Source organism: Paracoccus sp. TOH (assembly GCF_030388245.1).
Classification (GTDB): domain Bacteria; phylum Pseudomonadota; class Alphaproteobacteria; order Rhodobacterales; family Rhodobacteraceae; genus Paracoccus; species Paracoccus simplex.
This window is the reverse complement of record NZ_CP098362.1, coordinates 457,182-479,318: the sequence shown is the minus strand read 5'-3', so window position 1 is coordinate 479,318 and position 22,137 is coordinate 457,182. Positions and strand designations below refer to the sequence as shown.

Genomic DNA, 22,137 nt, shown 5'->3' with positions numbered 1-22,137 from the left:
ACCCATGACACCATCCATCACCCGCCGCCTGCTGCTGGGCGCGGCCATGGCGCTTGGCCTGGCCGGCGCCGCCGCCGCCGAGTTTCCGGAACGCCAGATCACCCTGGTGATCCCCTTCGCCGCCGGCGGCTCGACCGACGTGGTCGGCCGCATCGTCGCCGACCGGATGAGCCGGGAACTGGGCCAGCAGGTCATCGTGCAGAACGTCGGCGGCGCCGGCGGCAGCCTGGGCGCGGCCCAGGTCGCCAAGGCCGATCCCGACGGTTACACCATCCTGATGGCGACGGTCGCCACCCATGCGCTGAACCCGCTGATCCTGAAGCAGAAGCCCTATGACCCGGTGGCGGATTTCGCGCCGGTCTCGCTTCTGGTGCTGGTACCGAACGTGCTGGCGGTGAACCCGGAACTGCCGGTCAACAGCGTGCAGGAACTGATCGACATGGCGAAGAAGGATCCGGGGGCGTTGGCCTATGCCTCCTCCGGCAACGGCACGCCGCTGCACCTGTCGGGCGAGCTGTTCAAGTCGATGGCCGGCGTGGACATCACCCATATCCCCTACAAGGGCTCGGGCCCGGCGCTGACCGACGTGCTGGGCAACCAGGTGCCGATCATCTTCGACAATCTGCCCTCGGCCTCCAGCCACATCTCCAGCGGCAAGCTGCGCGCCCTGGGCGTGACCACCACCGAGCGCGCGCCCAGCTTCCCCGACGTGCCGGCCATCGCCGAGACCCTGCCGGGCTACGAGACCTATAGCTGGAACGCGCTGTTCGCCCCGGCCGGCACCCCGCCCGAGGCCATCGCGGCGCTGAACAAGGCCGCCATCGCCGCCATGGCCGACCCGGCGGTGGCCGAGCGGATGCAGGAGTTCTCGGCCACCATCGTCGCCTCGACGCCCGAGGAACTGGCCGAGCATGTCAAGGCCGAGATGGCGAAATGGGAGCCGGTGGTGAAGGACGCCAATGTCAGCCTGGACTGACGCCTGATGCCTGATGCCAGGCCGGGCGGGGCGCGGGACGCGCCGCCCGGCATCGCGGCGACAAGCCGCTCAGGGCCGGGTGGCGGCGCAGGGATCGTCGGGGCGGACCAGGCCATGGCCGAAGACCTCGTCCGGCCCGGCCTTGCCCAGATCCCGCGCCGAGCTCTGCAGCCGGCGCCGCACCTCGGCCGGCGTCAGTTCGGGCTCGGCCTGCAGCAGCAGCGCGGCGGCGGCGGTGACGAAGGGCGCCGCAAACGAGGTGCCGGTCTTGGTCCGCGCGCCGCTGATCGAGGCGGCAGTCCAGACATCCACGCCCGGCGCCGCCAGGTCGATATGACCGCCGCGGCTGGCCCGGCGATAGACCTGCGCCCGGCGGTCCACCGCCGTCACCGCGATCACCGGATCATAGGCGGCCGGATAGGCCGGCCGCGCCGCCGGCCCGCCATTGCCGGCCGCCGCGACCAGCACGACGCCCTGCCGGTCCATCCGGCGGATCTGCCGCGCCAGCGCCTGGTTCGGCGGACCGGCCAGCGACAGGTTCACGATATCGACATCCTGCGCCGCCAGATGGTCCAGCGCCTCGACCAGCGCGAAGGCATCGGCACGTTCATCCTGGCGCTGCTTGTGGAAAGCGTCGACGGCGATCAGCTCGGCCTGCGGCACCAGCCCGGGAGTGCGGCTGTCGGCCCGGCCGACCAGCAGCGCCGCCACCGCCGTCCCGTGCAGGCGGTCCGAGGGCGCGACGCCCTTGCCCGCCTTGATGCGATGCACGGTGATCCGCGAATCCTTCAGCACGTCATGGCCGGGGTTCAGCCCGGTATCGACCATGCCGATCCGCGGCGGATTGCCGCAGCCCAAGGTCCGCGCCGGCCAGGCGATCATCTGCCGGGCCGGGCAGTCGGCGCCCTGGCATGCCGCCGCCGGCGCGTTGCCGGGGCGGTAGAAATGGTTGAAATCCGCCGCATCGGCCGAGCCGAGGGCCCGCACCCGGTCGCGCGCCGCATCCATGGTCATCGCATCGGGCTTGCGCAGCCGCACCAGCGGCGTGCCCGAGGCGAGCCGGGTCTCGCGCAGCACCCGGAAGCCCTCGGCCCGCAGCGCCTGCAGGTCCTGCGGCCCCAGGCCCTGTGCGATGACCTCGTTCGGGGCGCGCAGCGGCAGCGGTGCGACGCGGGCCTGCGGCGCCGGCCGACGCCGGCGCGGGGCGTCGTCGTCGTCGTCATCATCGTCGTCGCCGTCGTCGCCGTCATCATCGTCATCCGCCCAGGCGGCCGAGCCAGCCCAGCCCGGCGCATCGGGACGCAGGTCGGCGCTCAGCACGGCCAGGGCGACGATCAGGAACACAAGCAGGCGGGTCGGCACGACATTCTCCTTCCAGAGCGTTTCTGGACATTCTACGTCAGGCAGATTCTATTATTCCCGCTTGTCGTCAACATCATCCGTCGCGGAGGTTCCATGGATGCGGCTTTCAGCGAAACTCTGATCGCGCTCTTGCCGAACCTGCGGCGCTATGCGCTGTCGCTGACCCGACGCCCGGACCAGGCCGACGATCTGGTCCAGATCACCGTCGAGCGCGCCATCGCCCATGCCGCCAGCTTCGATTCCGGGCAGCGGATGGAGCCCTGGCTGTTCCGCATCATGCGCAACGCCTTCATCGACCAGACCCGGCGCCAGCGCAGCGCCGGGGTCCAGGTGGATATCCACGACATGCCCGAGGCGCTGCCGACCGATCCCGGCCCGGCGCTGGAAGCGCGGCTGATGCTGCAAAGCGTCGAGGCGGCCATGACCGAACTGCCCCCCGAGCAGCGCGAGATCCTGCATCTCGTCTGCGTCGAGGAGATGAGCTATGCCGAGACCGCGCGCATTCTCGGCATTCCCATGGGCACGGTAATGAGCCGGCTGTCGCGGGCACGGCTCGCGCTGGCGGATCGGTTGGGAATAAGATGACGGCCGGCGCGTATTGCAGGAAAGACCGCGAAGGGATGGGCCCATGCAGATCGACGACGAAACCCTGATGGCGCTGGCCGACGGCGAACTGGACCCCGGCCGGGCCGAGGCGGTGCTGCGCGCGGTCGCCGCCGACCCCGAGCTGCAGGCCCGCCTGCGCCGCTTCGAGGAGACCCGCCGCCTGCTGGCGGGACTGCGCGGCCAAGGCGGCGGGGCAGGGACCGGCAGGGGGTCCGGCACCGGCACCGGCACCGGAACCGAAGATCCGTTGGCCGCGATGATCCGCGCCGCCGCCGCCAAGGCGCCGCCGGCTGCGGCACCCCAACCCGCCAACCTCAACCGCCGGCCGTGGATGGCGGCGGCGGCCTCGGTCGCCGTGGTGGCCATCGGCCTCGGCTGGTGGCAATGGCCCGAGCACGCGCCCACGGGGCTGGCCGAGGCGGAACTGGCGGCGCTGGACAATATGGCCTCGGGGCAGGTCCAGCCGCTTGCGGATGGCGGGGAACTGGCGATGATCGCCTCGTTCCGGGCCGAGGGTGGCGCGCTTTGCCGCGAATACGAAACCGTGCGGGGCGAGGCGCAGCGCATTGTCCTGGCCTGCCGCGGCACCGCCGGCTGGCAGGAGCGGTTCGCCGCCACCGCGACCGGCGCCGGCGCGGACTACCGCCCCGCCTCGGGCGAGACCTCGATCGACGCGGCACTGGCGGCAATCGGCGCCGGCGCGCCGATGACCCCCGAGGAAGAAGCGCAGGCGCTGCGGGAATAGATCCGGCGCTGCGTCGTAATCCTGTCGCGAAACCGCCACAGGAGAACCGCGATGACTGCCCGAACCCTCGCACCGATCCCCGCCCTGCCGCTGCCGCGCCGGCGCCATGTCGTGCTGGCGGCGCTGGCCGGGTTGATCGTCGCCGCTGCTTGCCTGCCGGGCGCCCTGACGCAGCCGCCGCGCGTGGCGCTGGCCGTTTCGGCCCTGGCGATCCTGGGCTGGGTCGGCACGCGCGTCCCCGAATCCCTGGTGGCGCTGGCGGCCGTGCTGGCGCTGGTGTTGGGCGGCGTGCTGAGCGAGGCGCAGCTTTTTGCCGCGCTTGGCAACGAGTTGATCTGGCTGCTGCTCTCGGCCTTCGTCATCGCCGCCGTCGCCAAAGAGGCCGGGTTGACCGAACGGCTGGTCGCGCCGCTGCTGCGCCGGGGCATGCGCTTCGCGCCCTTCGCGCTGGTGCTGACGCTGGCGATCGCGGCGACGGCCTTCGTCCTGCCCTCGACCTCGGGGCGGGCGGCCTTGCTGCTGCCGGTCTTTGCCGCCATCACCGCCGTGCTGCCCGATCCGAGGCTGGCGCGGCCGCTGGCGCTGCTGTTTCCCACGGTGATCCTGCTGTCCGCCGGCGCCTCGCTGATCGGGGCCGGGGCGCATCTGCTGGCGGCCGAGGCGATCCGCAGCGCCACCGGGCTGCATCTGGGCTATCTCGGCTGGGCGGCGCTCGGCCTGCCGTTCTCGCTGGCGGCAAGCCTGGCGGGGGCGGGGCTGATCCTGTGGCTGTTCGTGCCGCGCGCGGCGCTGATGGCGCCGCTGCCGCGGATCGAGACGCCGATGCCGGACGCCGCCACCCGCCGCCGTCAACGCCGTATCGGCATGGTGCTGGCGCTGGTCGTGGGGTTGTGGCTGACGGCGGACCTGCACGGCATCGGCATGGCGCTGGTGGCGCTGGCCGGGGCGCTGCTGCTGCTGACCCCGCCCTTTACCCGCCGCAAGCCCAAGGAGATCTTCCGCGCCGTCGATGTGGAGCTGCTGCTTTACATGGCCGCCACGGTGCTGATCGCCGAGGCGATGACCGCAACCGGCGCCGACCGCTGGTTGGCCGGCCATGCGCTTTCTGCACTGCCGCCGAGCTTGGCCGGCAGTCTGCCGGCGGTCGTGGCGCTGCTGGCCGTGGTGGCGGTCGCGGCGCATCTGGCGATCACCTCGCGTTCGGCCCGCGCGGCGGTGCTGATCCCGGCCGTGGCGCTGCCGCTGGCCGGGCTGGGCCATGATCCGGCGCTGCTGATCCTGGTCGCGATCATGGGCACCGGGTTTTGCCAAAGCATGATGGCCTCGGCCAAGCCGGTGGCGATCTTCGGCAATGCCGAGGGCGCGGGTTTCGTGCAGGCCGACTTGATGCGGCTGGCGCTGCCGCTGGCGCCGCTGGTCGCCGCGCTGCTGATCGGCTTTGCGCTGCTGGTCTGGCCGGCGCAGTTGCAAATGATGCGCGCCGAGGCGCCGCCGCGGCTGGTCCCCGCCGCCATGCTGGTCGCCCCGGCCGTGGCGCTGAGCCCGCCGGCGCCCCCCGCCGCCGCCGAGGCCGAGGCCGCCACAGAAACTGCCACAAAAACCGCCATGGAGGCCGCCCGGCCGCTGTCCCGCCCGGAACGCCGCCTGGCCGCGCCGGCCCGGCCGCGCAAAGCCCAGCCGCAGCGCCGGCCCGCGCAGGAACTGCAGGAGTTGAACCGCATCCTGCGACCGGTGGGGTTTCGCATCATCATTCGGTAAACCACGGAAAAACAGTAAAAAAGGCGGCTTCTGCCGCCTTTTTTCATCCGCGTCGCAAATTTTTCGCCTCGGGCGGGAATAAGGCCGGGGCCGGGGTCGTAATCCCATCAGATAGCAGGAAAGGATATGCGAAATGTCTCTGACCGTTCTGATTGCGCCCTCGGGCTTCAAGGAATCGCTCTCGGTCAAGGATGTGGCCGACGCCATCGCCCGCGGCGTGCGCCGGGCCGCGCCCCATGCCACCATCCTGACCGCCCCCATGGTCGATGGCGGCGAGGGCACCACCGAGGCGCTGGTCGCCGCCACCGGCGGCCGGATGATCGCCACCACCGTCACCGGACCGGTGGGCGAGCCCGTCGCCAGCTTCTGGGGCCTGATGGGCGGCAACGGCCCGCGCAGCGCGGTGATCGAGATGGCCGCCGCCGCCGGCCTGTCGCTGGTGCCCCGCGACCGCCGCGACCCGACGCTGACCACCAGCCGCGGCGTGGGCGAGCTGATCCTGCAGGCGCTGGACCATGGTGTCGAGCGCATCCTGATCGGCTGCGGCGACAGCGGCATCAACGATGGCGGCGCCGGGATGGTGCGGGCGCTCGGCGCCCGGCTGCTGGATGCCGAGGGGCGCGAGCTGCCCGAGGGCGGCGGCGCGCTGGAGCGTCTGGACCGCATCGACGTGACCGGCCTCGATCCCCGGCTGGCCGGGGTGCGGATCGACGCGGCGGTGAACTGGCACAACATGCTGTTGGGGCCGCGCGGCGTGGCCCGGATCTTCGGCCCGCAAAAGGGCGCGACGCCCGAACAGGTCGAGCAGTTGGACCGCGGCATGACCCGCCATGCCGCCGCGATCCTGGCGGCGACCGGCCGCGACGTGGCCGGGATGCCGGGCGCCGGCGCCTCGGGCGGGCTCGGGGCCGGGCTGGCGGGCCTGGCCGGCGCCACGCTGCATCCGCGCTTCGACATCATGCTGGATTACCTCGAGTTCGACCGGCTGCTGTCGCGCGCCGATCTGGTCATCACCGCCGAGGGCGCGCTGGACGGGCAAAGCCCCTATGGCAAGGTGCCCTGCGAGGTGGCGCGCCGCGCCGAGGCGCTTGGCATCCCGACCATCGCCCTGGCCGGTAGCATCGGCAAGGGCGCCCGCCAGACCTATGAACACGGCATCGGCGCCTATGCCTCGATCATGCGCCGGCCCTGCTCGCTGGACAAGGCCATCGATCAAGGCGCCAAGCTGCTGCGCGCCGCGGCCGAGAACGCCATGCGCATGCTGTTGGTCGGCGAGCGCCTGGCCACCCGCGCCCGCGCCTGAGGCGCGCGCCATTCCGCCCCGGCCGAACCGGCAGCCGGAGTGCGGGGCACGGCCCCCGGGGGCCGTTTCCACACCATGCCGGTGCAACGAAAGTGACGGAGAAGAACCATGGCCAACATTCGTGGCAACGACGACGACAACCGCCTGAACGGCACCAGCCTTGCGGATCGCATCTGGGGCATGTCCGGCGACGACACCATCCTGGGCTACCAGGGCAACGACACCATCGACGGCGGCGAGGGCAACGACCGCATCAATGCCGGCCAGGGCCATAACCGCGTCTTCGGCGGCGAAGGCAACGACGTCATCGACGCCGGCGGCGGCAATGACGTGATCGCCGCTGGCTCGGGCAACGACGTGGTGCGCGCCGGGCACGGCAACAACTCGATCGCTCTGGGCGAGGGTAACGATCTCTCGGTCAGCGGGGTCGGCCGCGACACCATCGCGGCGGGCGAGGGCAACGACACCGTTCGCGCCGGTGCCGGCAATGATATCGTCTATGGCGGCGAGGGCGACGATCGCATCTTCGGCGAAGCCGGCGCGGACCGGATGTGGGGCCACGAGGGCAACGACACGCTGAACGGCGGCCTGGGCAACGACACCATGACCGGCGGCGAGGGCGCGGATGTCTTCGTCTGGAATGGCGGCCGCGACCGGGTGACGGATTTCGACCGCGACGACGACGTGATCGACCTGTCGGCCTATGCCCGGTTCGACAGCTGGGCGGATATCCGCGGCGCGGCGGTGCAGGTCGGCGACAACGTGGTGATCCGGGCCGGCGCCGACCAGCTGGTGATCGAAAACACCCGGATGAACCAGCTTAGCGGCGACGATTTCAACTGGTAAGCGGCGATTCCTCGAAACGGGCGGCCGGCGTCACAGCCGGCCGCCTTGTCATGGAAGGTCGGTCAGGCGGGGGCGGCCATCGGGGCGGCGGTGCTGGCGCGGACCAGCAGCTCGACCGGCAGGATCTCCTCCTCGGGGCAGGGCTGGCCGTCGATCAGCGCCAAGAGCGCGTTGGCGGCATGGCGGCCCAGCCGCGCCCGGTGCTGCCGGATCGTGGTCAGCGGCGGCAGGGTATAGGCGGACATCTCGATATTGTCGAAACCGACCACCGAGATGTCCTCGGGCACCCGCAACCCGCCCTGCACCAGCCCGTTGATCAGGCCGATGGCCATTTCGTCATTGTCGCAGAAGATGGCCGTCGGCGGCTCGGCCAGCGCCAGAATGCGCTGCGCCGCCGCATGGCCCGAGCGCAGCGAAAAATCCCCCGGCAGCGCGATACCGGCCGTCACGCCCGCCGCCTCCAGCCCCGCAAGAACCCCGGCACGGCGCGAGACGGTCAGCGAATTCCCCTCGGGGCCGGTCAGGTGCAGGATGCGGCGATGGCCAAGCCCGGTCAGGTGCCGGATCGCCAGCCGCCCGCCCTCGGCATTGTCGGCCAGCACCCTTGGCGCCGACAACCCCCCGATCCATTCGCAGGCCTGCACCACCGGCGGGCAGCTGGTTTGCCGGAACAGCGCCGCATCCAGGTTGCCGTCCAGCACGATCACCCCGTCCGAGTGCGACCGCGTCAGATAGGCGCCGATCGCCTCGGGGCCGGCGCTGCCGCGCGCGGTGGTGTCCAGCACCAGCAGGTTCAGCGCGTTGCCGCGCAGCACCTCGGCGATCCCCGACAGGATTTGCGAAAAGAACGGATTGGCCAGGTTGGGAACCAGCGCCAGCACGCCACCCACCTGCTGCTGGCGCAGGTTCCGCGCCGTCACATTCAGCGTGTAGCCGGTTTCGGCGATGGCTTCCTCGACCGCAAGGCGGGTGGTCTCGGCCACGATGGCGGGATTCGACAGCACGCGGCTGACCGTGGCGGCCGAAACCCCGGCAAGCCTTGCAACATCCTGGATTCGGGGCGGTCTGCCGGTTCTGGTCACTCGGTCCTGCGCAATCGCGATTTTCCCTGATGGATAGCGCAAAAAACCCCGTTGTAAACCATTTCATCTTGTGAGACCTTCATCTGAAACCGATTACATCATGGTCGGTCCCGAGTGAATCCGTCTGGGGGGAAGATGAGGACAATCAAGGGGCCCGGGCTGTTCCTGGCCCAGTTCGTCGGCAGTGCGCCACCGTTCGACAGCTTTGCCGGCATCACCGCATGGGCTGCGGATTGCGGCTTTCTGGGGGTGCAGCTGCCGTCGGGGGCCGAGGCGCTGATCGACCTGGAGCGGGCCGCGTCCTCGCGCGACTATTGCGACGAGTTGCGGGGCAGGGCGGCGCAGAACGGGGTCGAGATCACCGAGCTTTCCGCCCATATCCAGGGCCAGCTGGTCGCGGTGCATCCGGCCTTCGACGAGGCTTTCGACGGTTTCGCCCCGGCGGCGCTGCGCGGCAATCCGGCGGCGCGGCAGGAATGGGCGGTGGATCAGGTCCGCAAGACCATCGACGCCTCGGCCAATCTGGGCCTGGACCGGATGGCGGCCTTTTCCGGCGCGCTGGCCTGGCCTTATTTCTACCCTTGGCCGCAGCGCCCGGCGGGGCTGGTCGAGGCGGCCTTCGACGCGCTGGCGGCGCGCTGGCGGCCGATCCTCGACCATGCCGATGCGCGCGGGGTCGACATCTGCTTCGAGATCCATCCCGGCGAGGATCTGCACGACGGCGCCAGCTTCGAGATGTTCCTGGACCGCGTGGACCAGCACCCGCGGGCGAAGATGCTTTACGATCCTTCGCATTATCTGCTGCAACAGCTTGATTACCTTGCCAATCTGGACATCTATGCCGAACGCATCGGCATGGTCCACATCAAGGATGCCGAGTTCAACCCGACAGGCCGGCAGGGCGTCTATGGCGGCTATCAGCCCTGGCTCAACCGGGCGGGGCGTTTCCGCAGTCCCGGCGACGGCCAGGTCGATTTCAGGGCGATCTTCTCCAAGCTGGCCGCGATGGATTTCGACGGCTGGGCGGTGGTGGAATGGGAATGCGCGCTGAAGCATCCCGAGGACGGCGCGCGCGAAGGGGCGGCCTTCGTGCGCGACCACATCATCCGCGTCACCGACCGCAGCTTCGACGATTTCGCCGATGGCGGCGCCGACCGGGCCGCCAACCTGCGGATGCTGGGGCTGGGGGGCTGAAATGCGGCAGCATGTCCCCATCCGGCTGGGCATGGTCGGCGGCGGCGCCGGCGCCATGATCGGCAACGTGCACCGCATCGCGGCGCGGCTCGACAACCGCTTCCGGCTGCTGGCGGGCGCGCTGTCCTCGACCGCCGAAAAGGCGGCGGCCAGCGCCGCCGAGGCCGGGATCGCCCGCAGCTATGACGATTTCCACGAGATGGCGCGGGCCGAGGCGGCGCGTCCGGACGGGATCGAGGCGGTGGCAATCTGCACGCCGAACCACCTGCATTTCCCCGTCGCCCGCGCCTTTCTGGCCCAGGGCATCCATGTGATCTGCGACAAGCCGATGACCGCTACGCTGGAGCAGGGCCGCGAGCTGGCCGAACTGGCGCGCGGCTCGGACGCGCTGTTCGTGCTGACGCATAATTACTCGGCCTATCCGCAGATCCGTCAGGCCCGCGCCATGATCGCGCGCGGCGACCTGGGCCGGCTGCGGCTGGTGCAGGTCGAATATGCGCAGGACTGGCTGACCGAGGAAAGCCGCAGCAAGCAGGCCGAATGGCGCGGCGACCCGGCACGGGCCGGGGCGGGCGGCGTGATCGGCGACATCGGCACCCATGCCTTCCAACTGGCACGCTTCGTCACCGGCATGCGGCCCGAGCGCATCGCGGCCGACCTGTCCAGCTTCGTGCCCGGTCGCCGGCTGGACGACAATGCGCATGTCCTGATGCGTTATGCCAACGGTGCCAAGGGGATGCTGTGGGTTTCTCAGGTGGCGCCGGGGACCGAAAACGGGCTGAAGCTGCGCGTCTACGGCGACAAGGCCGGCCTGGAATGGGCACATGAGACGCCCGAGACGCTGTGGTTCACCCGCTTCGGCCAGCCGGCGCAGAAGCTGCGCCGCGCCGGGCCGGGCACCGCGCCCGGGCTCGACCGCCTCAGCCGCGTGCCGCCCGGCCATCCCGAAGGCTATCTGGAGGGTTTCGGCAATCTCTATGCCGAGGCGGCCGAGGCGATCCGCGCCCGGCAGGCCGGCCGGCCGCTGCCCGGGCATCTGGCGCTGCCGGGGATCGAGGACGGGCTGGAGGGGCTTTGCTTCATCGACGCCTGCCTGCGCTCGCACGCCCGGGACGCGGCCTTCGTCGAGGTGATGCCGTGACCGCCCCGATCCTGGCCCTGCGCGGCGTGACCAAGTCCTTCGGCCCCATCGAGGTGCTGCACGGCGTCGATTTCGCCCTGCACCCCGGCGAGGTCCATGCCCTGATCGGCGAGAACGGCGCCGGCAAGTCCACCGCCATGAAGATTCTTTCGGGCTATCTCGACCCGACCGGGGGCGAGGTGCTGCTGGACGGAAAGCCGATCCGCTTTGCCGGCTCGGATCAGGCCGAGGATCTGGGCATCATCATGATCCACCAGGAATTCAACCTGGCCGAGCATCTTGCCGTCGACCAGAACGTCTTTCTGGGCCGCGAGCTGAAACGGGGCTGGCTGCTGGACCACAAGGCCATGCGCGCCCGCACCGCCGAGCTGCTGGCCGGTCTGGAATGCCGCGTCGATCCGGCCGAGCCGGTCTGGCGCATCTCGGTCCCCGACAAGCAGATGGTCGAGATCGCCAAGGCGCTGTCGCGCCAGGCGCGGGTGCTGATCATGGACGAGCCGACCGCCGTGCTGACCGAGCGCGAGACCGAGGTGCTGTTCAAGCAGATCGAGCGGTTGCGGGGCGAGGGCGTGGCGATCCTTTACACCTCGCACAAGCTGGGCGAGGTCAGCCGCATCGCCGACCGGGTGACGGTGCTGCGCGACGGGACCATGGTGCGATCCGATCTGGCCGCCAACCTGACCCAGGACGACATGGCCGCCGCCATGGTCGGACGCGAGCTTGCGGATCTTTACCCCGCCAAGGCCGCCGGCGGCGCCGAGCCGGTGCTGGAGGTCGAGGATCTGGCCGTGCCCGGCCTGGTCGAGGGGGTCGGCCTAACCCTGCACCGCGGCGAGGTTCTGGGCATCGGCGGGCTGGTCGGCTCGGGCCGGACCGAGCTGGCCGAGGCCATTGCCGGCTTGCGTCCGCGCAGCGGCACGGTGCGGCTGAAGGGCCGCGAGCTGGCGCCCGAGCGCGTGGCCGAGGCGATGCGGGCCGGGCTGGTCTACCTGACCGAGGACCGCAAGGGCGCCGGCCTGCTGCTGGAAAAATCCCTGCGCGAGAACCTGACCCTGCCCTTGCTGGAACGCTTCGGCTGGCCGCTGATCGACCGCAGGCGCGAAGAGGCGGCGCTGGACCGCGCCATCGCCGATTTCGCCATCCGCGCCCCGGAACGCGGCATGGCGGTGGGCAACCTGTCGGGCGGCAACCAGCAGAAACTGCTGCTGGCCAAGACCCTGCTGAGCGACCCGGACGTCATCATCATCGACGAGCCGACGCGCGGCATCGACATCGGCACCAAGCAGCAGATCTACGGCCTGATCGCCGGGCTGGCGGCCGAGGGCCGCAGCATCATCGTCATCTCGTCCGAGATGCCGGAACTCATCGGCCTCGCCAGCCGGGTGGTGGTCATGCATGCCGGCCGCAAGGCGGGCGAGCTGGCCGGCGAGGCGGTGACCGAAGGCGGCATCGTCCGCCTGGCGATGGGCATGGAGCAGACAGCAAAGGACAATGCGGCATGAGCGGCACCGCCAGCATCACGAAAAACCGGGCGAGGGGCGCCCGCCGACCGGACCTGCGGGTCATCGGCCCGCTGGTGGCGCTGGTGGTGCTGGTGCTGATCGGCATGGCGTTGAACCCGAATTTCCTCAGCTATGCCAACATCACCAACGTGCTGGCGCGTTCGGCCTTCATCGGCATCATCGCCATCGGCATGACCTTCGTGATCACGGCGGGCGGGCTCGACCTGTCGGTGGGCTCGATGGCGGCCTTCGTCGCCGGGCTGATGATCCTGGTGATGAACCTGCTGGCCGGCAGCATGGGCGACGGGCTGGCGGTGCTGCTGCTGGGCGTCGCGCTGGCGCTGCTGGCCGGGCTGGCGGCCGGGTTCATCAACGGCGTCCTGATCACCCGGGCGGGGATCGAGGCCTTCATCCTGACGCTGGGCACCATGGGCATCTATCGCAGCCTGGTCACCTGGCTGGCCGATGGCGGCACGCTGTCGCTGGGCTATCAGCTGCGCGAGCTTTACCGCCCGGTCTATTACGGCGGGCTGTTCGGCATCAGCTGGCCGATCATCGTCTTCGCCCTGCTGGCGGTGCTGGGCGAGGTGGTGATGCGCCACACCGCCTTCGGCCGGCATTGCGCCGCCATCGGCTCGAACGAGAAGGTGGCGCGCTATTCCTCGGTCGCGGTGGCGCGGGTGAAGCTCGCCACCTATGCGATCCTGGGCCTGCTGGTCGGCATCGCGGTGGTGATGTATGTGCCGCGGCTCGGCTCGGCCTCGGCCACCACCGGCCTGTTGTGGGAACTGGAGGCCATCGCCGCGGTCATCATCGGCGGCACATTGCTGAAGGGCGGCTTCGGCCGGGTCTGGGGCACGGTGGTCGGCGTGCTGATCCTGTCGCTGATCGGCAACCTGCTGAACCTGACCGATTTCGTCAGCCCCTATCTGAACGGGGCCATCCAGGGCGTCGTCATCATCCTTGCGGTCGTGCTGCAGCGCAATACCGGCGCGGCCCGCTGAACTTAACCTGAGGGAGGGATAACCATCATGAAGAAAACCCTGATCGCCACCACGGCGCTGATCGGCCTGTGCGCCGGGCCGGCGCTGGCCGAGACCATCGGCATCTCGATCCCGGCCGCGACGCATGGCTGGGCGGGGGCGCTGAACTTCCATGCCGAGCGCACGGTCGAGCGGCTCAAGGCCGCCAATCCCGACCTCGACTTCGTGCTGACCACCACCTCGGACCCGGGCCAGCAGGTCTCGGACCTCGAGGACATGGTGGCCACGCGCAACATCGACGCGCTGGTGGTGCTGCCCTTCGAATCCGAGCCGCTGACCGCGCCGGTGCAGCGCATCGCCGAAAGCGGCGTCTGGGTGACGGTGGTGGACCGCGGCCTGAGCCAGGAGGGCATCGAGAACCTGTATGTCGCCGGCGACAATGACAGTTTCGGCCGCACCGCCGGCAAGTATTTCGCCGACACGCTGGAGGACGGCGCCAAGGTGGTGGTGATGCGCGGCATCGCCTCGACCGTGGACAACGAGCGGGTGGCGGGCTTCCAGGCGGCGCTGGAGGGTTCGGGCATCGAGGTGCTGGCGATGGATCACGCCAACTGGAACCGCGACAACGCCTTCAACCTGATGCAGGACTACCTGTCGCGCTTCCCGGAAATCGACGCGGTCTGGGCGGCCGACGACGACCAGGCGGTCGGCGCGCTGGCCGCCATCGAGCAGGCCGGGCGCGAGGGCGAGATGATCGTCGTCGGCGGCGCCGGCATGAAGGAGATGGTCGACCGCATCCGCAATGGCGACAAGGCGGTGCCAGTGAACGTGACCTATCCGCCCTCGATGATCTCGACCGCGATCGAGATGACCGCGCTTGGCCTGACCGGCGCGGCGCCGATGAGCGGCGAGTTCATCCTGACCTCGGAGCTCATCACCCCCGAGAACGCCGATAAGTTCTATTTCGAGGACAGCCCTTATTGATCGGCTGACCCCGGGCGGCGCGGCCGTGTCGCGCCGCCGGTTTCAGGCCGCGGCCTTTGCCGCTGGCGTGTTCAGGCAGGATCCAGCGCGCTGCCCTTGTGGGCGGCGATGTGATCGGTCTTGTCGCTCTTGATCTCGTATTGCGGGTCGTCCTCAGAGGCGCGGTGCCGGTACCCCTTGTAGTCGAAATCGCTGGTATGGATGGCGATGATGGTGCCCGAGACGCGGCCGGCCTCGGAATTCCAGCGGACATGATCGCCGATCGCGAATTTCCTGGACATCTTCCGCTCTCCTGGTTGGTTGCATCGGCAGCCATCATAGCCCAGTCCGCCGGCGCCGTCGCCCCGGCCCGTGGGCGGGGTGCCCCACCCCCTCGACAGCCGGACCGAACCGCGCCACAATCGCCGCCGACCGGACCAGCAAGGCAAAGCCGACGATGCCCGACAAGCAGACCGCCGCCAGGCACCCCGAGGTCGATGCGCTGTTCGATGAACTCACCGACTGGCGCCAGGAGCTGGAGGCCCTGCGGGCGATCCTTCTGGCCAGCCCGCTGACCGAGGAATTCAAGTGGCGTTCGCCGGTCTATACCTGGGACGGCCACAATGTCGCGATCATCTGGGGCTTCAAGGACCGCGCGACGCTGGGCTTCTTCAAGGGCGTGCTGCTGAAGGATCCCGAGGGCGTCCTGGAGCCGCCGGGCGAGAACTCGCGCTCGTCCCGCACCATCGACTTCACCGATCCGGCGCGGGTCAGGAAGCTGGCGCCGGTGCTGCGCGCCTATATCGACGAGGCCATCGAGATCGAGAAGGCCGGGCTGAAGGTCGATTTCCCCAAGGACGACCTGGACTATCCCGAGGAACTGGTCCAGCGGCTGGACGGCGATTCCGGGTTCAAGGCGGCGTTCGAGGCGCTGACGCCGGGCCGCAGGCGCGGCTGGGTGCTGCATTTCTCGCAGGCCAAGCAATCGGCGACCCGGGCCGCGCGCATCGAAAAGGCCGCGCCGCGCATCCTGGCCGGCAAGGGGATGCAGGACCGCTGAGGCGTTTCCGGCAAGCCCGCTTTCAGGCAAGGAAGCGGCGGAACTGCCGCAGCGCCAGCCAGAACAGCGCGCTGCCGATCACCGCCAGCGCCAGAAGCTGAGGCCAGACCACCCCCAGCCCGGCGCCGCGGAACAGGATGCCCTGCGACAGGATGACGAAATGCGTGTTGGGCGCCAGCGCCATCAGCGCCTGGATGATGTCGGGCATGTTCTCGCGCGGGGTCATGCCGCCGGACAGCACCTGCAGCGGGAACAGCACCAGCATCAGCAGCAGGCCGAATTGCGGCATCGACCCGGCCACCGTGGCCAGGAAGATGCCCATCGAGGTGGTGGCGAACAGCATCAGCGCCGCCGCGGCGACGAACAGCGGCACCGAGCCCGCCACCGGCACCTGCAAGGCCATCTGCACCACCACGGTGATCGCAAAGCTGGACGCCAGCAGCACCACCAGGCCCATGGACCAGATCTTGGACAGCATGATCTCGGCCGCCGTCACCGGCATGACCAGCAGGTGCTCGACGGTGCCATGTTCCTTTTCGCGGATCAGCGCGGCGCCGGTCAGGATGATCGACAGCATGGTCACGGCGTCGATGACGCTGTTGATCGCGCCGAACCAGCCTGCGTCCAGCGCCGGATTGTAGCGCGCCCGCAGCGCCAGCTCGACCGGCGGGGCGGTTTCCGCGCGGTGGCCGGCCAGGAACTCGGCCACCTCGGCGCCGACGATCCGCTGGACATAGCCGCTGCCGGTGAAGGCCTGGCTCATGCGGGTGGCGTCGACGTTCAGCTGGATCGCCGGATGGCGGCCGGCCAGCAGATCGCGCTGGAAATCGGGCGGGATGTCCAGCGCGAAAGTGTCCAGCCCCTTATCCATGCGGCGGTCCATCTCGGTGGTGGTTATCAGGCGCGGCGTGCCGAAATAGGGCGGGGCAAAGGCGCCGATGATGCGCCCGGACAGGGCCGAGCGGTCCTCGTCCACCACGGCGATGGCGGCGTTGGACAGGCTTTCCGGCATCGCCTTCGACTCGGTATAGATCGACAGCGAGAAGGCATAGACGATGAGCAGCAGCATGGCCGGGTCGCGCCACAGCCCGCGCAGCTCCTTGATGCCCAGGTTCCAGACGTTGCGCAGCCTCATTTCGCCTGTTTCCTCAGCAACAGCGCGCTCAGCCCCAGGATCAGCGGCCCCGCCGCCGCCAGCGCCGCGAAGGCCATGCCCAGGTCGCCGAAACCCAGCCCTTTGGAAAAGGCCCCGCGCGAGGCGGTGATGAAATGCGCGGTCGGATAGACCTCGCCGATGGCGCGGCCGACGCCCTGCAGCGAGGAGACCGGGTCCAGCAGCCCCGAAAATTGCGCGCCGGGAATCATGGTCAGCAGCACGGTCGCGAACAGCGCCGCCGCCTGGCTGCGCATGAAGGACGAAATCAGCAGCCCCATCGCCGTGGTGGCGGTGACGTACAGCGCCGCCGCCAGCGCCAGCGCCGGCAAGCTGCCGGTCAGCGGCACCCGGAAGGCGAAGACCGCGAAAGCCGTCATCAGCCCGAAGTTCAGCATCGCCAGCGCCACATAGGGCAGCTGCTTGCCGATCAGGAATTCCAACCGGGTGACGGGCGTGACGTAGAAATTGATGATCGAGCCCAGCTCCTTCTCGCGCACCACGCTGAGCGTGGTCAGCACCGCCGGGATCAGCAGCAGAAGCAGCGGGATCACCGCCGGCACCATGGCGACCAGGCTTTTCACGTCCGGGTTATAGCGGAACCGCGTCACCAGCTCGAAACTGCCCTGCACGGCGGCATCGCCCTGCGCCTCGCGGGTCTTGCGCATGATCCAGTCGGCATGCATGCCCTGCACATAGCCACGCACCGTCTCGGCCCGTGTCGGGTTGGCGCCGTCGATCCAGGCGCCGACCTGCACCGCGCCGCCCCGCGCCAGGTCGCGGGCGAAGCCGGATGGGATCTCGATGGCCAGTGCCAAGTTGCCGCTGCGCATCCGCGCGTCCATCTGGTCGTAATCTGCCAGCGGCTCGGTTTCGGTGAAATAGCGCGAGCCGGCGATGTCCAGAACATAGTCGCGCGAGGTCGCGGTCTGGTCGCGGTCGAGCACGGCGAAGCTCAGATCCTCGACATCCATGTTGATGCCGTAGCCGATGACGAACATCAGGATCAGGCTGCCGACCAGCGCCAGCGTCAGCCGGATCGGATCGCGCCCGAGTTGCAGCGATTCCAGCCGGGAATAGCTGAGCATCCGCCGCAGGCTGAACCAGCCACCGGTCGGGGCCGCCGTCTCGGCCGCATCGGCAAGCGGGGCGGGCGCGGGCTCGTCGCCGATCGCCTCCTGCAGATAGGCGACGAAGGCGTCGTCCAGCGTCGCCGCGCCCTTGACCCGCTTGATCGCCCCGGCCGTGTCGCTGACCAGCACCCGGCCGGCATGCATCAGCGAGATGCGGTCGCACCACTCGGCCTCGTTCATGAAATGGGTCGAGACGAAGATCGTCACCCCGTCCTGGCGCGACAGCTCGCCCAGGACGCGCCAGAAGGCGTCGCGGGCCACCGGATCGACGCCCGAGGTCGGCTCGTCCAGGATCAGGATCTCGGGACCGTGGATCATCGCCACGGCCAGAGACAGGCACTGACGGATGCCCAGGGGCAGGGCGTCGGGCAATTCGTCCGCGACGCCCGCCAGCCCGAACCGCTCGATCATCTGCCGGGCACGATCCGGGATCGCCCCGGCCGCCATGCCGAACAGCCGTGCGTGCAGGTCGAGGTTCTGCCGCACCGTCAGCTCGGCATAAAGCGAGAAGGACTGGCTCATGAAGCCGACCCGGCGCCGCACCGCCATGTCGGACGGATCGACCTCCATTCCGAACAGCTGCGCCGTGCCCTCGCTGGGCTGCAGAAGGCCGGTCAGCATCTTCATCGTCGTGGTCTTGCCGCAGCCGTTCGAGCCGAGAAAGCCGAAGATCTCGCCCTTGCCGATGCGGAAACTGACGTCATCGACGGCGGTGAAATCGCCGAAGCGCATGGTCAGGTGCCGCGCCTCGATGGCGGTCTCGCCGTCGTCGGCCCGGCGCGGCGGGATCCGGACCGGCTCATGCCCCCGCCTTTCGCTGTCGGGCAACAGCGCGATGAAGGCGCGGTCGAGATCCTCGGCCCCCGTGCGCTCCAGCAGCTCGGCCGGGCTGCCGGTGGCCAGCACCCGGCCCGCATCCATCGCCACCAGCCAGTCGAAACCGGCGGCTTCCTCCATATAGGCGGTGGCGACGATCACGCTCATGCCCGGGCGGTCGCGGCGGATGCGGCCGATCAGCTCCCAGAACTGGCGGCGGGACAGCGGGTCGACGCCGGTGGTCGGCTCGTCCAGGATCAGCAGGTCCGGGTCGTGGATCAGCGCGCAGCACAGGCCCAGCTTCTGCTTCATCCCGCCCGAGAGCTTGGCAGCGGGGCGGTCGCGAAACGGCGACATGCCGGTCGCGGCCAGCAGCGTGTCGATGCGGCGCGCGCGCTCGGCCGGGCCGTGGCCGAAAAGCCGGCCGAAGAAATCCAGGTTCTCGGCCACCGAAAGCGTGGGATAAAGGTTCCGGCCCAGCCCCTGCGGCATATAGGCGATGCGCGGGCAGAGACGGGCGCGGTGGCGGCCGTCGGCCATGTCGCCGCCCAGCACCCGGACCTGCCCCTGCTGGATCACCCGCGCCCCGGCGACCAGCGACAGCAGGCTGGACTTGCCGACCCCGTCCGGCCCGATCAGCCCGACCATGCGGCCGGCGGGAATGGCCAGCGTCACCCCGTCCAGCGCCACCGCCTGGCGATAGCGCAGCGAGACGCCGGCGATCTCGGCGACCGGCGGGCCGTCGGCAGGGTCGGGCAGGGCGGTCATTCCACAAGGTTGGACAGGCTGTCGGGCCAGCCCGCCTCGGCGTCGATGCGGAGATAGGCGGTGCCGGGCAGGCCGGTCTTGACGTAATTGCTGTATTTGCGCAGCAGCCCCGGATCGACCTGGGCGCGGACGCGGAACATCAGCTTTTCGCGCTCCTCGGCGGTCTCGACGGTCTTGGGCGTGAACTGCGCCACATCCGCGACGTACGAGATGCGCGCCGGAATCACGGATTGCGGGGCGGCGTCCATGACCAGCCGCGCCTCGGCCCCGACCTCGACGCGACCGGCCTGCGAGGTGGGCAGGAAGAAGGTCATGTAGACATCCTCCAGATCAATCAGGTTCAGGATGCGCCCGCCCGCGGCGACGATCTCGCCCTCTTGCGCGATCAGGTATTGCACGCGGCCGTCGCGCGGCGATTCCAGGGTGGCGTCGCCGATCTGCACCTCGATGGCCTCGATCGCCGCCCGGGCCGCGTCCACCGCCGCCTCGGCATCGACGACCTGGGCGCGGGCGGTGCCGATCCCGGCCTCGGCGGCGGCCAGATTGGCCTCGGCCGAGGCCAGCGCCGCCTGCGTCTCGCGCCCCGAGGCCCGCACGTCGTCCAGCGCCTGCTGCGAAGCGACATTGCTGCGCGCCAGGCTTTCGGTGCGCGCCAGCCGGCCCGAGGCCGCATCCGCCGCCGCCCGCGCCTGCTCGACCGCAGCCTCGGCCGCCCGGTGCTGCGCCTCGGCCTGGGTCACCAGGCTCTGCGCGGTCTCGACCCCGATGCGGGCGCGGCGCAACTGCGCCTCGGCCTGGCGCTTCTGCGCGTCGAGCTGCAGCGTGTCCATCTGCACCAGCATTTCGCCCTTGCGCACCACCTGGCCCTCGGCAGCATGGATGCGGGCGATGCGCCCGGCGGACAGGGCCGAGATGTCGATCTCGGTCGCCTCGATCCGGCCGTTGCCCGAGGCGATGCCGACCAGCCGATCCTCGCGCGCGAAGCCCTGCCAGGCCAGCCAGCCGATGACGGCCAGCACCGCCGCCGCGGCGGCGATGCCCCACCAGGATCCTGCCTTGCTTGCCATGGACGACCTCCGCGATGGGAACGGCGGCGCGAATCGATGCGCAGCACCCCACCATAGCCGCCATGCCGGCGGGGCGCCGCGACGAAAATGCCGCATGCCGCGGGGCAGCGCACCCGCGCGCCCCGCCTATGCGGTCAGGGCGCGGCCAGCGCAGGCACGGGCGCCGCCCGACGCGCGCCCACCCGTTCCGGCACGGCGCTGGCCAGGTAGATGTGGTGGAAGGCATCCACCCGGCCGCCGATCAGCTGGATGTCGTCGCGCCGCCAATGCCAGGGCTGGGCGTCCAGCACCCGCTCGAACGGCTCCGAGGCGGTGGCGGACCAGAAGGCGGCGAGGCCATCGGGCCGCAGCGCCCGGCGCAACACCGCAAGGCCGCCATCGCCGTAAAGCCGGCCATTCGCCGGCCGCACGGTGAAATCCGGGCCGTTGTCGGTGTCCATCAGGATCACGTCGAAACCGGCGCGATGCTCCAGCAGCACCTCCATCACATCCGCGACCCGCAGATCGACGCGCGGATCGCGCAGCGGATCGCCGGCCAGATGGCCGATGCGATCGCGGTTCCAGGCGGCGACCTCGGGGATCAGCTCGCAGACCGTGACCCGCGCCGCCGGCCCGAGCAGCTCCAGCGCGGCGCGCAGGGTGAAGCCCATGCCCAGCCCGCCGATCAGCACGCGCGCCTCGGGGCGGCCATGCAGGCGCAGGCTGCGCTCGGCCAGCACGGTCTCGGACTGGTGGTTGAGATTCGACATCAGCTCCAGCCCGTTGAAGCGGATCTCGTAAAGGGCGCCGCGTTGGCGCAGCAGGATTTCGTCGCCCGCCGCCGTCGCGGCGCGGGCCAGAGTATTCCAGAGGGGCATGATCGTTCCCTGACAGCGGGCCGGCCGACGGCCGCCCGGCGATTGCGTGACGGTTTCGGAAGATGGCCTCGGGTTGCCCGGCGTCAGCGCGCGGACAACCCCGGCACATTGTTGGCCCTGAAACCGATCAGCAGGGGAAAGATCGCCGAAGGATGCGGCAGCGCCGGCCGCGGCGCGGGGCCGTGGTCCGGAAGCGAAAACCTGGGGTTCCGTCGCATCCTGCCGGCTCCGTCACGCGGCGGGGCTTGCCGGCGCGGCCGGATCGACGGCCAGCACCGTCAACTCGCGCGTTTCGCCCGCGCGGGTGTCCCAGGTGAAGCGCGCGCCGGTGCGCAGCCCGATCAGCGCCACCCCGATGGGCGTCAGCACCGAGGCGCGGCCGGCGGCGATGTCGGCATCCTCGGGCCATGCCAGCACCACCGTCTGCTCGCGCCCGGTGCTTTCGTCGCGAAAGGTGACGGCGCTGCCGATGCCGGCCGCGTCCTCGGGCATCCGCGCCTGCGGCAGGGTGCGGGCGCGGGCCAGTTCGGTCAGCAGCCGGTCGGCAAGCTCGGGGTTGCGCGCCATTGCCGCCTCGGCAAGGCGTTCCAGCCGGTCGAGCGTTTCGCTGGCGATGATGACCGGCGGTCGCGATGTTTTGGCCATGTCGGCTCCTTCAGGCAATCTCATGCGGCGCCCCGGCCGGAATGCGGCCGTTCGGGCAAGGGGGGGCTGGATGGGGGAACCCCGGGCGCGAGGTCAGCGCGGCAACGCCTCTGCCCGGGGCAGAAGGCGCGTCAGCAGCACACCGGTATGGCACCGGCTCCTGCGCGGGGGGAAGCA

20 protein-coding genes are annotated in these 22,137 nt (G+C 70.2%); 12 read left to right on the top strand and 8 right to left on the bottom strand.

What is annotated here, in order from left to right:
* The first annotated feature begins 4 nt into the window (after nucleotides 1-4).
* On the top strand, nucleotides 5-976 hold the full coding sequence (locus NBE95_RS19290) for a tripartite tricarboxylate transporter substrate binding protein (RefSeq protein ID WP_289896079.1): 972 nt from the start codon (nucleotides 5-7) through the stop codon (nucleotides 974-976).
* 69 nt (nucleotides 977-1,045) lie between these two features.
* On the opposite strand, the gene NBE95_RS19285 is transcribed toward NBE95_RS19290, so the two are convergent.
* Nucleotides 1,046-2,338, bottom strand: coding sequence for a S8 family serine peptidase (locus tag NBE95_RS19285; RefSeq protein ID WP_289896078.1), 1,293 nt, complete (start codon nucleotides 2,336-2,338; stop codon nucleotides 1,046-1,048).
* Between the two features lie 93 nt (nucleotides 2,339-2,431).
* On the opposite strand from NBE95_RS19285, the gene NBE95_RS19280 reads away from it, so the two are divergent.
* From NBE95_RS19280 to NBE95_RS19260, 5 genes are all read left to right on the top strand, one after another.
* The gene (locus NBE95_RS19280) at nucleotides 2,432-2,923 is read left to right on the top strand and encodes an RNA polymerase sigma factor (RefSeq protein ID WP_289896077.1); all 492 of its coding nucleotides are present in this window, start codon (nucleotides 2,432-2,434) and stop codon (nucleotides 2,921-2,923) included.
* 43 nt (nucleotides 2,924-2,966) lie between these two features.
* A complete protein-coding gene (locus NBE95_RS19275; RefSeq protein ID WP_289896076.1) occupies nucleotides 2,967-3,689 on the top strand; it encodes a hypothetical protein in 723 nt (240 codons plus the stop codon).
* 51 nt (nucleotides 3,690-3,740) lie between these two features.
* Entirely contained in the window at nucleotides 3,741-5,447 is a 1,707-nt protein-coding gene (locus NBE95_RS19270; RefSeq protein WP_289896075.1) for an SLC13 family permease, read from the top strand.
* Between the two features lie 133 nt (nucleotides 5,448-5,580).
* Complete coding sequence (locus tag NBE95_RS19265; RefSeq protein ID WP_289896074.1) at nucleotides 5,581-6,750, top strand: glycerate kinase; 1,170 nt, start codon at nucleotides 5,581-5,583, stop codon at nucleotides 6,748-6,750.
* Nucleotides 6,751-6,858: 108 nt separating this feature from the next.
* A complete protein-coding gene (locus NBE95_RS19260; protein WP_289896073.1) occupies nucleotides 6,859-7,596 on the top strand; it encodes a calcium-binding protein in 738 nt (245 codons plus the stop codon).
* 62 nt (nucleotides 7,597-7,658) lie between these two features.
* On the opposite strand, the gene NBE95_RS19255 is transcribed toward NBE95_RS19260, so the two are convergent.
* Nucleotides 7,659-8,678, bottom strand: coding sequence for a LacI family DNA-binding transcriptional regulator (locus tag NBE95_RS19255; protein ID WP_289896072.1), 1,020 nt, complete (start codon nucleotides 8,676-8,678; stop codon nucleotides 7,659-7,661).
* Between the two features lie 135 nt (nucleotides 8,679-8,813).
* On the opposite strand from NBE95_RS19255, the gene NBE95_RS19250 reads away from it, so the two are divergent.
* The 5 genes from NBE95_RS19250 to NBE95_RS19230 are packed head-to-tail and all read left to right on the top strand — an operon-like array spanning nucleotide 8,814 to nucleotide 14,482.
* Entirely contained in the window at nucleotides 8,814-9,872 is a 1,059-nt protein-coding gene (locus NBE95_RS19250) for a sugar phosphate isomerase/epimerase (RefSeq protein WP_289896071.1), read from the top strand.
* 1 nt (nucleotide 9,873) lies between these two features.
* A complete protein-coding gene (locus NBE95_RS19245) occupies nucleotides 9,874-11,013 on the top strand; it encodes a Gfo/Idh/MocA family oxidoreductase (protein WP_289896070.1) in 1,140 nt (379 codons plus the stop codon).
* Nucleotides 11,010-12,515, top strand: coding sequence for a sugar ABC transporter ATP-binding protein (locus NBE95_RS19240; protein ID WP_289896069.1), 1,506 nt, complete (start codon nucleotides 11,010-11,012; stop codon nucleotides 12,513-12,515). Before NBE95_RS19245 ends, NBE95_RS19240 begins: the two co-directional genes overlap by 4 nt.
* The gene (locus NBE95_RS19235) at nucleotides 12,512-13,519 is read left to right on the top strand and encodes an ABC transporter permease (protein ID WP_289896068.1); all 1,008 of its coding nucleotides are present in this window, start codon (nucleotides 12,512-12,514) and stop codon (nucleotides 13,517-13,519) included. Before NBE95_RS19240 ends, NBE95_RS19235 begins: the two co-directional genes overlap by 4 nt.
* Nucleotides 13,520-13,546: 27 nt before the next feature.
* Entirely contained in the window at nucleotides 13,547-14,482 is a 936-nt protein-coding gene (locus NBE95_RS19230; RefSeq protein WP_289896067.1) for an ABC transporter substrate-binding protein, read from the top strand.
* Nucleotides 14,483-14,553: 71 nt separating this feature from the next.
* On the opposite strand, the gene NBE95_RS19225 is transcribed toward NBE95_RS19230, so the two are convergent.
* Nucleotides 14,554-14,763, bottom strand: a complete 210-nt coding sequence (locus NBE95_RS19225; protein ID WP_289896066.1) for a DUF2945 domain-containing protein — start codon at nucleotides 14,761-14,763, stop codon at nucleotides 14,554-14,556.
* Nucleotides 14,764-14,918: 155 nt separating this feature from the next.
* Between NBE95_RS19225 and NBE95_RS19220 the strand changes: the two genes are divergently transcribed.
* The gene (locus tag NBE95_RS19220) at nucleotides 14,919-15,521 is read left to right on the top strand and encodes a YdeI/OmpD-associated family protein (RefSeq protein WP_289896065.1); all 603 of its coding nucleotides are present in this window, start codon (nucleotides 14,919-14,921) and stop codon (nucleotides 15,519-15,521) included.
* 22 nt (nucleotides 15,522-15,543) lie between these two features.
* Here NBE95_RS19220 and NBE95_RS19215 read toward each other — a convergent pair whose 3' ends face one another.
* The 5 genes from NBE95_RS19215 to rnk all read right to left on the bottom strand — a co-directional run bounded on the left by NBE95_RS19215 (nucleotide 15,544) and on the right by rnk (nucleotide 21,960).
* Nucleotides 15,544-16,656: an ABC transporter permease gene (locus NBE95_RS19215; RefSeq protein ID WP_289896064.1), complete on the bottom strand. Its 1,113-nt coding sequence runs from the start codon at nucleotides 16,654-16,656 to the stop codon at nucleotides 15,544-15,546.
* Nucleotides 16,653-19,391, bottom strand: coding sequence for a ribosome-associated ATPase/putative transporter RbbA (gene rbbA / locus NBE95_RS19210; protein WP_289896063.1), 2,739 nt, complete (start codon nucleotides 19,389-19,391; stop codon nucleotides 16,653-16,655). The genes NBE95_RS19215 and rbbA overlap by 4 nt, the downstream gene beginning before the upstream one ends.
* On the bottom strand, nucleotides 19,388-20,458 hold the full coding sequence (locus NBE95_RS19205; protein ID WP_289896062.1) for an HlyD family efflux transporter periplasmic adaptor subunit: 1,071 nt from the start codon (nucleotides 20,456-20,458) through the stop codon (nucleotides 19,388-19,390). The genes rbbA and NBE95_RS19205 overlap by 4 nt, the downstream gene beginning before the upstream one ends.
* Nucleotides 20,459-20,592: 134 nt before the next feature.
* On the bottom strand, nucleotides 20,593-21,315 hold the full coding sequence (locus NBE95_RS19200; protein ID WP_289896061.1) for a hypothetical protein: 723 nt from the start codon (nucleotides 21,313-21,315) through the stop codon (nucleotides 20,593-20,595).
* A 231-nt stretch (nucleotides 21,316-21,546) separates the two neighbouring features.
* Nucleotides 21,547-21,960, bottom strand: coding sequence for a nucleoside diphosphate kinase regulator (gene rnk / locus NBE95_RS19195; protein WP_289896060.1), 414 nt, complete (start codon nucleotides 21,958-21,960; stop codon nucleotides 21,547-21,549).
* Nucleotides 21,961-22,137: the final 177 nt, after the last annotated feature.